The organism is Sphingomonas sp. (assembly GCF_023266535.1).
GTDB lineage: Bacteria > Pseudomonadota > Alphaproteobacteria > Sphingomonadales > Sphingomonadaceae > Sphingomicrobium.
Genome location: NZ_JAHFPY010000073.1, coordinates 1 through 13650, shown reverse-complemented (window position 1 = coordinate 13650; position 13650 = coordinate 1). Strand labels below are relative to the sequence as shown.

The window sequence follows — 13650 nt, the reverse complement described above, 5'->3', positions numbered from 1 at the left end:
GGGCTGTGCGAGCCACGGCCCCTGGCGCTGCTGGCCCGGCTGGCGGGCCGGATCGAGCGGCCGGTGACACCCGGCGACCGGCTGCGCATCACTGCCTGGGAGCTCAGTCGCGAGGGGCGCAAGCATCACAGCGCGACGGTGATCCACGACAATGCCGGCGAGATCGTCGCTCTCGCCAAAGCGCTGTGGATCGAGGTCGACAAGGTTCCCGGGTGACGCGCAAACGCTCGTTTCGACCCAGGTCCCTCGCCACGACCAACTGTTCCGGTTAAGTAACGGCTTGTTGTTGTTCGCAGCCTGTCGGGGAGAGAGTTCGCTTAGCCAAGGGAGGGGCAATCATGAAGCATTACGCGTTGGCCGTGCTCGGCTTTGTGGCGGTTGCAGCAGTGGCCCAAACCGGAAAGGGCGTCTTTGCCGACATTGCCATCCAGATGCAGGAACCGCTCAAGAAGCTCAAAGCGCTGGACGAGGATGACAAGAAACTTCGAACATCCGAGCAGGCGCAGATATTCGCCAACGAGGCGGTGCAAAAACAGCGCGCGGATATTCAGTCTGAGATGAATGACCTGCAGGTCGTCGCCAACGGAGCCGACCGGATGCGCCAGGATATTGTTTCCCGTGGATGTCCCGAAAATGGCGGCGTCACCTCGAAAGAGCTCGCGGACATGTGCAATCCCTTGATCGAGACCCACGCCAATATGGCGGCAAGAATCATGGACCGCGTCAACAAGGTCAAGGAGCGGCAGGCGATGGTCGACCAGCTGGAGGCCAACATATCTGTCACGGTCCTTGCCAATGTGCAGGAACGCAAGCGGATCGATGGCGAGAGGTCGGACCTGATGGTGCAGCGGAACGCGCTCCAGGATAAGGCCATTGGCGAGGTGCTCTTGCACAACAAGTTGGCGGCCGCCGCCGCCTGCAAATCGGCCTGCTGTCACAGCGTCATTTATGATGGGGCCAACCCGGGCCAGTGCGGGACGGGTGTCATCTGCGAGACATTTCAATCGGCCGGCCTGTTCGGAGCCAAGAACAGGATTTGCGTCGCCGGGCAGTCCTCGGCTCCCTGAGCGGCCTGCCTGACGCGCGAAGTTAGGCCAGCAACTCGCGGCCGATGTCGCTAACCCGGGGGCAACCGGTCAGCGCCATGGCGACGCGCATCTCGGCCTCGACCAGCTGCAGCATATGCGCGACTCCGCGCTCGCCATCGGCGGCCAGCGCATAGGCCCAGGCGCGGCCGAGCAGGACGAAGTCGGCGCCCAGTGCCAGCATCCTGACCACGTCGAGACCCGAGCGGACTCCGCCATCGACCAGTACCGGAATGCGGCCGCCGACGGCATCGGCGATCGCGGGAAGCGCCCCAGCGCTCGACATTGCTCCGTCGAGCTGCCGCCCGCCATGGTTGGAGACGACCAGCCCGTCGGCGCCATGCTCGACCGCGGCGCGGGCATCGTCCGGATCGAGGATGCCCTTGATGACGACCGGGCCGGGCCACTGGTCGCGCACCCAGGCGAGATCGGTCCACGTGATCGTCGGATCGAAATTGGCGGCGATCCAGCCGAAATAATCCTCCAGGCCGGTGTTGGTCCCCAATACCGGCTCGAGATTGCCGAGGCCGTGCGGGCGGCCGCGGATGCCTACGTCCCAGGCCCATGCGGGCCGCAGCACCGACTGGCAGAAGCGGCGGAAGGACGCGCGGGCGCTGGCCGGCACCGACAGGCCCGAACGCATATCGCGGTAGCGGCTGCCCGATACCGGCAGGTCGACGGTCAACAGCAGGGCCGAGCAGCCGGCCTCGCGGCCGATGGCGAGCATCTCCTTCAGGAACGCCCGGTCCCTGATCATGTAAAGCTGCAGCCAGAAGGGCGCGTTCAGGCCTGCCGCGATTTCACGGACCGGGCAGACGCTGAGCGTCGACAGCGAGAAGGGGACGCCCGCCGCCTTCGCCGCCCGCGCTGCCTGAACCTCGCCGCGGCGGGCATACATGCCCGACATGCCAACCGGGCCGAGACCGACGGGGAGTGAATATCGGGCGCCGAACAGGCTGGTCGACAAGTCGATCGCGGAGACGTCGCGCATGACTCGCTGGCGCAGCGTGACGGCCTGCAAATCCTCGACGTTCCGCCGTAACGTCACCTCGTCGTAGGAACCGCCGTCGATATATTCGAACAGAAAGTGGGGCAGGCGCGCTCTGGCCAGCGCACGAAAGTCGCCGATGCTTGCCGCCGCCTTCGCCAACCTAGGTCGCGAAGCTGGGATCGAGCCGGTAGGCCTTGCGCTTCAAGGCCGGCCAGGCGAGCAGATTGGCCGCCATCGTGAGGCCGACTGCGCCCTGTTCGGCCGCCTGCTCGGCGGCGCCCTGCGGCGGCCGGTTGATGTGTTCGCCGGCCGACAGCGCCATGATCTGCGCCTGGCAGGCGCGCTCGAGGAAATAGAGCTTCACAAAGCATTCCCCGACATTGGCACCGACCGCCAAGGTGCCATGATTGCGGAGCAGCATCGCTCCCTTGGTGCCGAGGTCGGCAACGATCCGCTCGCGCTCGTCGAGGTCGACCGCCACCCCTTCATAATCGTGGAAGGCGAGGTCGCCGCGCACCAGCATCGCCGTCTGGGTCAGCGGCAGCAGTCCTTCCTCATGGGCGCTGACCGCCTGTCCGGCGGGCGTGTGGAGGTGCATCACGGCATGGGCGTCCTCGCGCGCCATATGGACCGCCGAATGGATGGTGAAGCCGGCCGGATTGGTGATGAACGGGGTCGGCTCGACCGGATTGCCATGGACGTCGACCTTGACCAGCGAACTCGCGGTCACTTCCTCGAACATCAGCTGATAGGGATTGAGCAGGAAATGATGCTCGGGGCCGGGGATCCGCGCCGACAAATGGGTGAAGATGAGGTCGTCCCAGCCGAAATGGGCGACGAGGCGATAGGCGGCGGCAAGATCGACCCGGATCGCCCATTCCTCGTCGCTGACCTTGCCCTTCATGTCGGGGATCTCGACCTCGGCCAGGGCGTGGACATCGCCCATGCCGCGGTTGATGTTTTCAACCCTATTCATGTCTATGCTCCTGTCGATCAGGGTGGGCGGCGGCAAAGGCCGCGTGCGCGCTGGCGGTTTCGTCGGCTCGGCGCAAGGTTGGATACGGAGTCAACGGCACCGAAAAGCGCCGGGCGTTGTAGAGCTGGGGGACGAGGCAGACGTCGGCGATGGTCGGCGCGTCGCCGAACAGGAACGCCCCAGCATACGGCTTGGCCATTTCCTCTAGCGCCGCAAGGCCCTCCTCAATCCAGTGGCGGTACCAGAGATCCTTGGCCGCATCGTCAACGCCGAAGGTGCCTTGGAGATATTTGAGAACTCGCAGATTGTTGAGCGGATGGATGTCACACGCCACTGCCAATGCCAGCGTCAGGACGTGGGCGCGCTCGGCGGCATCGGCCGGCATGAACGGCGGATCCGGGACGATCGAGTCCAGATAGTTGCAGATGGCAAGGCTCTGCGTCAGGCGATGGCCGTCAATCTCCAGCATCGGTACCAGGCCCTGGGGGTTGAGCGCGCGATAAGCATCGTCCCTCTGCGCGCCCTCGGCGAGATTGATCTGCCGCTGCTCATAGTCGACGCCCTTGAGGTTGAGCGCGATGCGCACGCGGTAAGCCGCCGAAGAGCGGAAATAGTCATAGAGCACCGCGCGGGCCATAAACGGAGCCTGCGCCTGCAGCACATCATTCGTCAATAAATGGCGCAATGACCTCGGGCGGAACGCGGATCGGCCGGCCGCTGGCCTTGTCGATGATCGCCCATTGAGTGACGGCGCGGACCCGGACCTTGCCGTCTTCGCCGACGAATTCCATGTGCCGGTCGAAGCGGGCGCCCTTCGGCGCTTCGCCAACCCAGGTCCGCCCGGTCAGCTGTTCGCCTTCGAACGCGGCGCGGAGATAGTCGATCTCGTGCCGCACCACGACCCAGATATAATCGTCCTGATGCCGGGGATCGGCGACGCTGTACCAATGGGCCAGCGCCACCTCCTGGATCCACTGCACCCAGACCGCATTGTTGACATGGCCGAGCTCGTCGATCGCGACGGCGGGGGCAATGATGCGATGCTCGAAGACGGGACGGCTCATGGTAGGGGCCTAACAGGCGGAGGCGAAAGCCTCCACGGATTTCAGAGGCTTGGGGTTAAGCTGTCGTAATATCGTCATTTTCCAGTCATTTGCATGACCACGCCATATATTATGACAATCGTCATGACGATCATTGCGACCATATTCGTGGCGTGCGCGGCCTTGAGCTGGATGGCCCTACGCCGCTGTCCGCTGGCGCGCGCCGTCGGCCTGCAGATTTCACAAATATCGGCGGACTAACACCGAGTTGGCGTACGCCCAGTGCCCCACACTGGGCTAACACCAACTCCTTTTTGAACCGATGTAGCGGTGGGCCAGGTCCTCTTGCATCAGCTCCCCGCCGATCGACTTGTCGCCGCGCCGAATGACCATCAGGTCGCGGCCATGCCGGTCCTGCCGCTGCAGCCGGTGCGCCACCATGTCGAACGGGCCCTCGTTGAGCAGGGCAAGCAACCGGTCCGCGGACTTGCGCGCCAATGCCGCTTCGGCCGGACATTTGGGCGAGGCCAGTTCGGGCGCGTCGATACCGGTGATGCGGACAGTGCGATCACCGAGCTTGAACGTGTCGCCATCGATCACACAGGCCGAACCGCTTCCCGGCCCGCATGGAGTGAAGGTCGCGGCCACTCGCTCGGTGGCGGCAAGCGGGCCGAAAGGCTGGATCAACGAGGGATCGAGCAACGCCCCGCCGAGCAAGAGGAGTGGCGCGAGCCACAGGAGTTGGCGCACGTCCCGCTGCTTCGGCTTGAACGATGGCGGACGCCTCTTCGGCTTGAAGCGTTTGTTCTTGTTCATCGGGGCGGACTTTGGCGCAGAACTTGGTTCTGCGCCAGTCCGCAACCGTAATGATTATTGATCCTGTTCCTCTTCGAAGGTCACGGCGACGTCGGCATTGGCCGACAAGCGGACCTTGTCGCCCTCGACGTCCGCGACCAGGCCGCGCGAGATGAAATGATGGTGGCCTTCATGGGCGCCGTGGCTGTCAGACTTGGTCAGCTTGATGCGGTCGCCCTCGATCTTGTCGACGGTGCCGACATGGACGCCGTCGGCGCCGATCACTTCCATGTCTTCCCTGATGTCCTCAAACCCGCTCATCGCTGTCCTCCTTCAAGAGATAAAACGCCCAACGAACCAAATTGAATCCGGATGCGTCAGGGCCGCGCAGCCAAGTCGCTTTTGGTAATATGCCAGCGGCGCTGCTCCTCGGTCGATCCAGGCACGTCGTTGACCCGCCTTACCGTCACCGTCCCTACCATGTTGAATGGGTCGCCGCTTGTCGTTTTGCCGTACAATCGGATGGGCACGTCGATGTGGATCGACCCGGCGGCGCCCTCGCTGTCGCCCGGTCGCCCGACTTCCGAATGAATCTCGGAATATTTGGCGTAAGCCGCGATGAACTGCGCTTCGGTCATGCCGCTAGAACGGCCATTATCCGACCACAGCCTATACGCATCGGCGAATTTGCGCTGCTCGAGCAAGCCGCCGAACAATTGCACGACCTGGCCGGCACCTTCCGCGCTCTTCGGGTCGATCGGGCCCTTCGGCTCTTCCAACGGCGTGCGGTCGTCGGGCAGGCCGCCGGGCTCGCCCGGCTTGATTGATTCCGGATTGATCGGCGCGGGTTGCGGCGCATTTCCTTCCGTGCTGGCCGGTGGTTGCACCGCATTATCAGAATGGGTCTTGCCGCAGGCGGCGCAAGCGGCACTAATGGCCAGGATCAGGGCGGTACGCTTCACGATTTGCTCCCTCGGCTAAGCGCCTAAAGCGCATGGCAGGCGGCATCGTTCCGCGGGGGGCTTGATGGGAACCGGTCGGGAAAGCAATCGTTCGTTTCGCAATGAAAATGGATTTCAGGGAGTAACAAGATGGCCGACGACAATGACTCCAGGGAACATGTGACCATCGTTGAAACCGATGGCGGCGGCGGTGGCGGCGTGCTCGCCGTTGTGTTGCTGGTGATCGTCGTGCTGGTGCTGTTGTTCCTGTTCCGCGACCAGCTCGGCTTCGGCGGAAGCAAGACCGAGATCAACATTCCCGACAAGATCGAAGTCAACGTCAACTAGGCTACAATATGGGCCGGGTTTCCGGCAGGAGGTTGCCCGGCCCAATTCCCCTAAAGGCGGTTTGAATTATTCGACGCGGCGGCGTAACGCGGCGGCCCATGAGCCATCCCTTCACCCTGAACCGCATCCACCATGCCGCCTACCGCTGCAAGGACGCGGGTGAGACCGTCGCCTGGTACAGCCAAGTGCTCGGCATGCGCTACACTAACGCGTTCGCCGAGGATCATGTCCCGTCGACCGGCGCCTACGACCCCTACATGCATGTGTTTCTCGACTGCGGCGGGGGCAATGTCATCGCCTTCTTCGAGCTACCCAACCAGCCCGAGATGTCGCGCGACCCCAATACGCCCGAATGGGTGCAGCACATCGCATTCGAAGTCGCCGACCTTGACGCATTGCTGGCCGCCAAGGCTCACATCGAGGCGCAAGGAATCGACGTGCTCGGGCCGACCTTTCACGGCATTTTCCGCTCAATCTATTTCTTCGATCCGAACGGCCACCGGCTCGAGCTTGCCTGCAATATCGGCACGGCCGAGCAATATGCCGAACTCGAACGCGTGGCGCCGTTGATGCTGGAGGAATGGAGCCAGACCAAGAAAGCGCCGAAGCACGCCCAATGGCTGCACATCGATCCGGGCTCTTTGGCTGAATGAGCCAGATCGACGAGACCCACGATCCGGCGCGGACCAGCTGGGTCGAAAGCGCCAACGGCCATCCCGATTTCCCGATCCAGAATTTGCCGCTCGGCGTGTTCTCGGCCGGCACCAGGGAGCCGCGGATCGGAGTCGCCATCGGCGACATGATTCTCGATTTGAAAGGCGCTTCGGGGGCCGGCCTGCTCGACGACCATTGGAAGCTGGCGCTGGGCCTGTCGACGCTGAACGCCTGGTTCACCCATGGGCCGGACGATGCCCGCGAGCTGCGCAGGAAATTGTCGACGCTCCTGAGCGATGCGCGTTTCCGCGCCTCGGTCGAGCCGCACCTGGTTCGCGCCGCCAATGCCGAAAGGCACCTGCCGTGCGACATTGGCGATTACACCGACTTCTACGTCGGCATCCATCACGCGACCAATGTCGGCCGGCAGTTCCGGCCCGACAATCCGCTGTTGCCCAACTATAAATATGTGCCGATCGGCTATCATGGCCGGGCGAGCTCGGTGCGGGTATCGGGCCAGCCCGTGGTGCGGCCCAAGGGCCAGCGCAAACCCCCCGACGCCGAAGCCCCCGACTACGGGCCCAGTCGCCGGCTCGATTATGAGCTGGAGCTCGGCATCTTCATCCGCCGTGGCAATGACCTCGGTCACACCATCCCGATCGGCGAGGCGGCGAACCATATCGCCGGCTATTGCCTCCTGAACGACTGGTCAGCACGCGACCTGCAGGCGTGGGAATATCAGCCGCTGGGCCCGTTCCTGGCCAAGAATTTCCTGACCAGCATTTCGGCCTGGGTGGTGACCGCCGAGGCGCTGGCGCCGTTCCGGAAATCCATGCCGCCGCGGCCGGACGGCGATCCGGCGCCCTTGCCCTATCTCCTCGACCGAGCCGACCAGCACAGCGGCGGGCTGGGCATCGAGCTGGCTGTGACCCTGCAGACCGCGCAAATGCGCGAGACCGGCTTGAAACCGCATGTGCTGAGCCAAGGGCAAGCGGCCGCGGCGATGTATTGGTCGGCGGCGCAGATCGTCACCCATCATGCGTCGAACGGCTGCAACCTGCAGCCCGGCGACCTGATCGGCACCGGCACGCTGTCGACCGCGGAAGACACCGGCCTCGGCTCGCTGCTGGAAATCAGCCAGGGCGGAAAGGCGCCGATCATCCTGCCCGGGGGCGAGACCCGCAGTTTCCTCGAGGACGGCGACGAGCTGACCCTGTTCGCCCGCTGCACGGCCGAAGGCGCCGTGCCGATCGGCTTCGGCGGCTGCACGGGCCGGATCCTGCCCGCCAACTAACCGATACTGGTGGTACTCAGACGCCCGACTTGGCGGCTCGCCAGCCGATCCAGGCCATCAGCAGCAAAGCACCGACCTGCGCCACCAGGAAGGGCGGCTCGCTGCCGCCCGGTGCCAGGCCGTGCAGGAACGGGACCTTCTGGAAGGCCTGGGTGACCAGGACGAAGACGTTTAGCCACTGCGCGATCGCCGCGGTAATCGCATAGGTCGTCCGGGCCATTGCCTGGCGGCCAAGGCCGAACTGCGCGAATAGCGCGACGGCGAGCACCACCAGCGAAATCGCGCCGACGATATGCGGCGGGCCGAACGCCTTCGAATGGAACATGAAGCCGGTGACGCTGGTCAGGATCGTGAAGATCAGGAAAAGATTGTTCCACGCGCTGTGGAAGCGCCCCGCCATCATCCCGCATAGCAGGACGAAGCCGGCAATGATGCCGATCAGGCTGATCGCGACGTGAATGTTGGTGAACAGCGGCACTGACAGCCCGAAGATCGTTTCCATGTTTGCCCCCTTGCGCGCCTTGGCAGAGCAAAACGGTACATCGCTGAACTGGCCGGTCAAGCCGTTCGGCCACTGGTCGACACCGCCCGCCGCTTCGGCGTGAAGCCGCCGCACCCGCCGAAATCTTCCCGCAACTTCATCGAAGCGGCCGTGCAACCGGCCGGGACTAACGGCATCTGCGGGTCACCTCTTCGTGACCATGCTGAAGGGAGAAATGGAGATGCTTACCCGCTTAGTTGCCACTGCCGTTCTGTCAGGGGTCACGGCATCTCTACTGTTTGGAGTTCCCGCAATTGCCGCCAGCCAGGATAATCCGGTGGTGGTCAAGGCCGAGCCGCTGGAGGGGCTGCGCACCGAGCGCGTTCCCTATGGCGACCTGAATCTCGCCGAACGGAAGGACGTGTATCGCCTGCGGCAGCGCGTCGGGGTTGCGGTGCAGCGCGTCTGCCTGTTCGAGGATGGCCGTTCTGCCCTGCTCGACACGGGCTATGCGCGCTGCTCGGATGAAGCCTGGAATGATGCCAATCCGCAGATCGCCCTGGCGGTCACGCGGGCCAAGGAGATCGCGCTCAACGGCTATAGCGCGATTCCGGCGAACCCGATCGCGATCCGCGTCGCGGCGAAATAGGAAGAGGAAGCACTGATCTCCATGCGCGGATTGCCCCTGGCAATCCTGTGCGTGGAGATGGTGCCGCTTGCGTGACTCGAACACGCGACCCCATCATTACGAATGATGTGCTCTACCAGCTGAGCTAAAGCGGCTTTAGCCGGAACGGCCTCGCGGATGCGCCACTACACGCGCCGTTGCAACCGGGCAACCCTGTCTTGGGCGGCCGGCCGCGCCCCATTAACCTTAACCGTTTAGCAACCAGTTTTGGTGAAAGTGGCACCGAAACGGGGATTACACGGGAATAAGAGCGCGTGGACAGCTATTCCGATCATCCGGGTGAGTTCGATGCGGTTCCGGCCCATGCCGCGCCGCCGCAGGAGGATGTTGCCTCCGCGATCGGCGCCGACGAGCGCCGGATGCACGTCCGGGCCTATAATTATTGGTGCTCGCTGCTCGAAGGCCGCGACTATCCGTCGATCGAGGATCTGGAGCCGGACAGCATCCAGGATTTTGGTCCCCATTCGGTGCTGCTCGACTTCACCGAGGGCAGCGACAATCCCGCCACGCCCTATATCGGCACCGCGATCCGCGAAGAATGCGGCATCGGCGACGACATCAAGTCGATCAGCGATGTCCCTGGCCGTTCGCTGCTGTCGCGGCTGACCGACCATTATCTGCAAATCATCGCCAACCGCGCGCCGGTTGGCTTCGAGGCGGAATTCGTCAACCAGCGCAGTCACTCGATCGGCTATCGCGGTATCCTGATGCCGTTCAGCTCGGATGGCGACACGATCGATTTCATCTACGGCGTGATCAACTGGAAGGACCTTGGCGAAGCCGCTGAAGTGCCGCAGGTGATCCGCGCCGCACTGCCGCCGCTGGAGGCGGAAACGGACGAAGCGGACGAGAGCGAGGACGATGAGGACACGCTCGAGCTCACAGATGCCCTGCCCGTCGAGGACGAGCCCGGGTTCGTGCCGTTCGACCTCGATTCCGAGCCGGAAGAGCCGGCCGCGCCGCCCCATCTGACCTGGGAAGACGGCCCGCTGGCGGATCCCGAGCCGGTGTTTGTGGAGGCCGAAACCGAGGCGCAGGAAGAGGAAGAGCCAGCGATCGAGCTCGACGCCGACGCCGGCCTCGCCGACCGGCTGTGGGCCGCCCGCGAAAGCGCCGAGGTCTGCAAGCAGCAGGATGGCCGCAGCCGCGCCGCCCTCTATCGCGCCCTCGCCATGGCCTATGATTTCGCGGTCGCCGCAAAGCGGGTGCCCGACGACTATGCCGAGATCCTCGACGATGCCGGGGTCAAGGCCCAGGCCCGCGCGCCGATGACCCCGATCGTCAAGCTGGTGTTCGGTGTCGAATATGACAAAACCCGCCTGACCGAGTTCGCCGCAGCGCTGAGCAACGCCGAGCGCGAGAGTGTCGATTTCGGCGGCTTCCAGGACTTTGTCGAGCAGGCCGAAGGCGGCCTCAAGGGGCTGGTCGCGGCCGAGCGCAAGGCGCGCCGTCCGGGCGAGCCGGCCGAGGACAAGCTCGAACTGGGCAAGGCTGCGATGCGCAGCGCACCGCCGCTGTCGCTGGCCCAGCTGCAGACCAACCAGGAATTCGCGCTGGTGCTGACCCGCCGCAACGCCGACGGGGTTCATGAAGTGGTCGAGCTGGTCGCCGACAGCGCGATGCTCGACCGCGCCCTGCGCCGCGCCGCACGCTAGCATTTCCCCTTCCCACTGTTGCCTTCACAGGCGCGTAGGACTAGGCCGCGCCGCATCGCGAGAGATGCGGAGCAAAAGCGGACATGACGGTTATCACGCGCGCCGAAGGGCAGACGGTCGACGCCCTTGAGCAAGCCCTGGTCGGCAACGCACTGGCCGGAGAATTGGACGGGTTCAGCGCTGAAGATCGGGAAGAAGCGGCGCGGTTCATCGCTGAGGTCGCCCACAAGCGCCGCAAGGGCAATGTCTCGATTCGCCTGGAATCGACCGGTGGCGAGGCCGGCCGCCGGCGGATGCGGCTCGGCATCATCAACGACGACATGCCGTTCCTGGTCGACTCGGTCGCCAATGCGATTGCCGGCCGTTCGCTGACCGTTCACCGCCTGCTTCACCCGGTGGTCTGCGTCGATCGCGACGACAGTGGCGTGCTGCAGGCGCTCGAGCCGCTGTGCGACGACAAGAGCCGCCGCGAATCGATGATGTACATCGAACTGGACCGCGCCGACGCGCGCGGCCGCCGCGAGCTGGTCGAGGATTTGCAAGCCGTGCTGGGCGACGTCCGCGCCGCGGTGCGCGACTGGCCGCAGATGCAGGCGCAGATGCGCGCCGATGCGGCCACGGTCGATGACCCCGAAGGCTCGGCACTGCTCAACTGGTTCGCCGACGGCGCGCTGACCCTGCTCGGTTATGAGGTCGAACGCCCGGGCGAGGATTCGTCGGGCTGTCTCGGCATTTTTTCGATCCCCGGCGCGCCGACCGACAAGGGCGGCTCGGTCGGGGCGATCCGCTATTTCGAGCAGGGCGGCTCGGTGCCGCTGATGGCCAAGGCGGAGCGCAAGTCGACCGTCCATCGCCGCGTCCCGCTCGACCTGATCGTCGTGCCGATCCGCGAGGGCGGCAAGATTGCCGGCATTGGCGTCCACGCCGGCCTGTGGACCAGCCAGGCGCTGATCCAGCCGACCGAGGACGTGCCGGTGCTGCGCCGCCGTCTCCAGGAGCTGGACGAGGAGTTCGGCTTCGATCCCCATGGCCACAGCGGCAAGGCGCTGCGCCACGCGGTGTCGTCGGTGCCGCGCGACCTGCTGGTCAATTTGAGCGAGGAATGCAGCCGCGACCTGGTGACCATGGCAATGTCGCTGGCCGATCGGCCGCGGCCCGCCATCCTGATGGTCCGCAGCATCCTCAAGGGACATTTGTTCGCCTTCGTCTGGCTGCCGCGCGACGAGCTCAATACGGAGCGGCGGCTGGCGATCGCCGAGCTGCTCGAGCAATCGACCGGCCGGCCGATGACCAGCTGGTCGGTCGAGCTCGGCGAGGGCGATCTGGCTCTGATCCGCTACACGCTCGATATCGAAGCGAGCGACCCGACGCCGGACGCCGCGGAATTGAACCGGCGGCTTGATGCGATGGTTCGCGGATGGGAGCCGAGCGTCGAAGAAGCGCTGGTCGAGCGGGTCGGGTCCGGCCGGGCGACCCGCCTGATGTTGAGCTACGCCAGCAGCTTCCCCGAAATCTACAAGAATTTGACGCTGCCCGAGCATGCGGCGGAAGACATCCTGCGCCTGAGCAAGCTCGACGATGAAGCCCAGCGCGATGCCCGTTTTTATCGCGAATTGGTCGATGGTGAAGAGCGGCTGCGGCTGAAAATCTATCGCCGCGGCGGCCTCATTCCGCTGTCCGAGGCGGTTCCGGTGCTGGAGAATTTCGGCTTCCGGGTGCTGGCCGAAATCCCGATCGAGCTCGAGGGCGAATCCCAGGCGCATATCCATGACTGCCTGCTCGACCTGGCCGGCGGCACGGCGATCGACGAAGTGATGGCACGCGCCGGGGTGATCGAGCGCGCCATTGCCGACGTGCTGGCCGGCAAGGCCGAGAATGACGCCTTCAACCAGCTGGTGCTGTTCGCCGGCCTCGACCCCCGGCCGGTCGTGTGGCTGCGCGCCTGGTTCCGCTACATGCGCCAGACCGGCGTGGCGTTCAGCCTGGCGACCGTGGTCGACGCGTTGCGCCGCGCGCCCAAGGCGACCGACGCCCTGGTTCATTATTTCACTGCCGCGCACGACCCCAAGGGTGCGAGCGGCCGCGACGGCATTGTCAAGCAGGCGTCGGCCGATTTCGACGACGCGCTGAATGACGTGCGAGGGATCGATGACGACCGCATTTTGCGGCAGATGCGAGCCGTGGTCGGCGCGACGCTCAGGACCAACGCCTTTGCCGCCCAGGCGGCCGAAGCGCTGGCCTTCAAGATCGACAGCAAGCAGGTGCCTGGCCTGCCGGCGCCGGTCCCCTACCGCGAAATCTGGGTCTACAGCCCGCGCGTCGAGGGCATCCATTTGCGCGGCGGCCCGATTGCCCGCGGCGGCCTGCGCTGGTCCGACCGGCGCGACGACTTCCGCACGGAAATCCTCGGCCTGATGAAGGCGCAGCTGGTCAAGAACGCGGTGATCGTTCCGACCGGCGCCAAGGGCGGCTTTTATCCCAAGCAGCTGCCGAGCCCGGCGGTCGACCGCGAAGGCTGGCTGGCCGAAGGAACCGAGAGCTACCGGATCTTCATCCGGACATTGCTGTCGGTCACCGACAATATCGTCGACGACAAGGTTACCCATCCCGCCGACGTGGTGATCCGTGACGGCGAGGACCCCTATTTCGTAGTCGCGGCCGACAAGGGCACCGCGACCTTCTCCGACGTTGCCAATGCC

At 64.8% G+C, this 13650-nt stretch carries 17 protein-coding genes and 1 tRNA gene; 9 read left to right on the top strand and 9 right to left on the bottom strand.

All coding sequences use genetic code 11. The features are described 5' to 3' along the window. Nucleotides 1-216 (top strand): hotdog fold domain-containing protein (locus Q0C64_RS11160; protein WP_294123795.1); only part of this gene is annotated, 216 nt, incomplete at its 5' end. A gap of 122 nt (nucleotides 217-338) precedes the next feature. Then, the gene (locus Q0C64_RS11155) at nucleotides 339-1067 is read left to right on the top strand and encodes a hypothetical protein (RefSeq protein WP_294123793.1); all 729 of its coding nucleotides are present in this window, start codon (nucleotides 339-341) and stop codon (nucleotides 1065-1067) included. A 22-nt stretch (nucleotides 1068-1089) separates the two neighbouring features. Here Q0C64_RS11155 and lldD read toward each other — a convergent pair whose 3' ends face one another. The 4 genes from lldD to Q0C64_RS11135 all read right to left on the bottom strand — a co-directional run bounded on the left by lldD (nucleotide 1090) and on the right by Q0C64_RS11135 (nucleotide 4116). Continuing rightward, nucleotides 1090-2235: an FMN-dependent L-lactate dehydrogenase LldD gene (gene lldD / locus Q0C64_RS11150; RefSeq protein ID WP_294123791.1), complete on the bottom strand. Its 1146-nt coding sequence runs from the start codon at nucleotides 2233-2235 to the stop codon at nucleotides 1090-1092. 1 nt (nucleotide 2236) lies between these two features. Next, on the bottom strand, nucleotides 2237-2980 hold the full coding sequence (locus Q0C64_RS11145; protein WP_294123797.1) for a class II aldolase/adducin family protein: 744 nt from the start codon (nucleotides 2978-2980) through the stop codon (nucleotides 2237-2239). A gap of 64 nt (nucleotides 2981-3044) precedes the next feature. Beyond that, entirely contained in the window at nucleotides 3045-3689 is a 645-nt protein-coding gene (gene maiA / locus Q0C64_RS11140; RefSeq protein ID WP_294123789.1) for a maleylacetoacetate isomerase, read from the bottom strand. Between the two features lie 25 nt (nucleotides 3690-3714). Then, a complete protein-coding gene (locus Q0C64_RS11135; RefSeq protein ID WP_294123787.1) occupies nucleotides 3715-4116 on the bottom strand; it encodes an acyl-CoA thioesterase in 402 nt (133 codons plus the stop codon). 93 nt (nucleotides 4117-4209) lie between these two features. On the opposite strand from Q0C64_RS11135, the gene Q0C64_RS11130 reads away from it, so the two are divergent. Then, entirely contained in the window at nucleotides 4210-4356 is a 147-nt protein-coding gene (locus Q0C64_RS11130; RefSeq protein ID WP_294123785.1) for a hypothetical protein, read from the top strand. Nucleotides 4357-4392: 36 nt separating this feature from the next. Here the strand turns inward: Q0C64_RS11130 and Q0C64_RS11125 are convergent, their stop codons facing one another. Genes Q0C64_RS11125 through Q0C64_RS11115 form a run of 3 tightly spaced genes read right to left on the bottom strand, consistent with a single transcriptional unit; the run spans nucleotide 4393 to nucleotide 5852 of the window. Continuing rightward, nucleotides 4393-4911, bottom strand: a complete 519-nt coding sequence (locus tag Q0C64_RS11125) for a thermonuclease family protein (RefSeq protein ID WP_294123784.1) — start codon at nucleotides 4909-4911, stop codon at nucleotides 4393-4395. 54 nt (nucleotides 4912-4965) lie between these two features. Continuing rightward, complete coding sequence (locus Q0C64_RS11120; protein ID WP_294123782.1) at nucleotides 4966-5211, bottom strand: DUF2171 domain-containing protein; 246 nt, start codon at nucleotides 5209-5211, stop codon at nucleotides 4966-4968. A gap of 56 nt (nucleotides 5212-5267) precedes the next feature. Beyond that, on the bottom strand, nucleotides 5268-5852 hold the full coding sequence (locus tag Q0C64_RS11115; protein ID WP_294123780.1) for a hypothetical protein: 585 nt from the start codon (nucleotides 5850-5852) through the stop codon (nucleotides 5268-5270). 129 nt (nucleotides 5853-5981) lie between these two features. Between Q0C64_RS11115 and Q0C64_RS11110 the strand changes: the two genes are divergently transcribed. The 3 genes from Q0C64_RS11110 to fahA all read left to right on the top strand — a co-directional run bounded on the left by Q0C64_RS11110 (nucleotide 5982) and on the right by fahA (nucleotide 8127). Next, nucleotides 5982-6179: a hypothetical protein gene (locus Q0C64_RS11110; RefSeq protein WP_294123777.1), complete on the top strand. Its 198-nt coding sequence runs from the start codon at nucleotides 5982-5984 to the stop codon at nucleotides 6177-6179. Between the two features lie 98 nt (nucleotides 6180-6277). Then, nucleotides 6278-6832 (top strand): VOC family protein, encoded by a 555-nt coding sequence (locus Q0C64_RS11105; protein ID WP_294123776.1) that lies wholly within the window; start codon nucleotides 6278-6280, stop codon nucleotides 6830-6832. Then, entirely contained in the window at nucleotides 6829-8127 is a 1299-nt protein-coding gene (gene fahA / locus Q0C64_RS11100) for a fumarylacetoacetase (protein ID WP_294123773.1), read from the top strand. The genes Q0C64_RS11105 and fahA overlap by 4 nt, the downstream gene beginning before the upstream one ends. Nucleotides 8128-8143: 16 nt before the next feature. Here fahA and Q0C64_RS11095 read toward each other — a convergent pair whose 3' ends face one another. Beyond that, nucleotides 8144-8629: a hypothetical protein gene (locus tag Q0C64_RS11095; protein ID WP_294123771.1), complete on the bottom strand. Its 486-nt coding sequence runs from the start codon at nucleotides 8627-8629 to the stop codon at nucleotides 8144-8146. Nucleotides 8630-8849: 220 nt separating this feature from the next. Between Q0C64_RS11095 and Q0C64_RS11090 the strand changes: the two genes are divergently transcribed. Then, on the top strand, nucleotides 8850-9257 hold the full coding sequence (locus tag Q0C64_RS11090; RefSeq protein WP_294123770.1) for a UrcA family protein: 408 nt from the start codon (nucleotides 8850-8852) through the stop codon (nucleotides 9255-9257). A 58-nt stretch (nucleotides 9258-9315) separates the two neighbouring features. Here Q0C64_RS11090 and Q0C64_RS11085 read toward each other — a convergent pair. Then, a tRNA-Thr gene (locus Q0C64_RS11085) sits at nucleotides 9316-9391 on the bottom strand. Between the two features lie 159 nt (nucleotides 9392-9550). Here Q0C64_RS11085 and Q0C64_RS11080 point away from each other — a divergent pair. Continuing rightward, nucleotides 9551-10951: a hypothetical protein gene (locus Q0C64_RS11080; protein ID WP_294123768.1), complete on the top strand. Its 1401-nt coding sequence runs from the start codon at nucleotides 9551-9553 to the stop codon at nucleotides 10949-10951. 83 nt (nucleotides 10952-11034) lie between these two features. Next, the coding region (locus Q0C64_RS11075; protein ID WP_294123766.1) for an NAD-glutamate dehydrogenase domain-containing protein at nucleotides 11035-13650 on the top strand (2616 nt) is incomplete at its 3' end.

Excerpts from the sequence above, each read along its gene's own strand:
- Q0C64_RS11155 (WP_294123793.1), top strand. The coding sequence starts at position 339 with ATGAAGCATTACGCGTTGGCCGTGCTCGGCTTTGTGGCGGTTGCAGCA.
- Q0C64_RS11145 (WP_294123797.1), bottom strand. The coding sequence starts at position 2,980 with ATGAAGGGCAAGGTCAGCGACGAGGAATGGGCGATCCGGGTCGATCTT.
- maiA (WP_294123789.1), bottom strand. The coding sequence starts at position 3,689 with ATGGCCCGCGCGGTGCTCTATGACTATTTCCGCTCTTCGGCGGCTTAC.
- Q0C64_RS11135 (WP_294123787.1), bottom strand. The coding sequence starts at position 4,116 with ATGAGCCGTCCCGTCTTCGAGCATCGCATCATTGCCCCCGCCGTCGCG.
- Q0C64_RS11130 (WP_294123785.1), top strand. The coding sequence starts at position 4,210 with ATGACCACGCCATATATTATGACAATCGTCATGACGATCATTGCGACC.
- Q0C64_RS11125 (WP_294123784.1), bottom strand. The coding sequence starts at position 4,911 with ATGAACAAGAACAAACGCTTCAAGCCGAAGAGGCGTCCGCCATCGTTC.
- Q0C64_RS11120 (WP_294123782.1), bottom strand. The coding sequence starts at position 5,211 with ATGAGCGGGTTTGAGGACATCAGGGAAGACATGGAAGTGATCGGCGCC.
- Q0C64_RS11110 (WP_294123777.1), top strand. The coding sequence starts at position 5,982 with ATGGCCGACGACAATGACTCCAGGGAACATGTGACCATCGTTGAAACC.
- Q0C64_RS11105 (WP_294123776.1), top strand. The coding sequence starts at position 6,278 with ATGAGCCATCCCTTCACCCTGAACCGCATCCACCATGCCGCCTACCGC.
- fahA (WP_294123773.1), top strand. The coding sequence starts at position 6,829 with ATGAGCCAGATCGACGAGACCCACGATCCGGCGCGGACCAGCTGGGTC.
- Q0C64_RS11095 (WP_294123771.1), bottom strand. The coding sequence starts at position 8,629 with ATGGAAACGATCTTCGGGCTGTCAGTGCCGCTGTTCACCAACATTCAC.
- Q0C64_RS11090 (WP_294123770.1), top strand. The coding sequence starts at position 8,850 with ATGCTTACCCGCTTAGTTGCCACTGCCGTTCTGTCAGGGGTCACGGCA.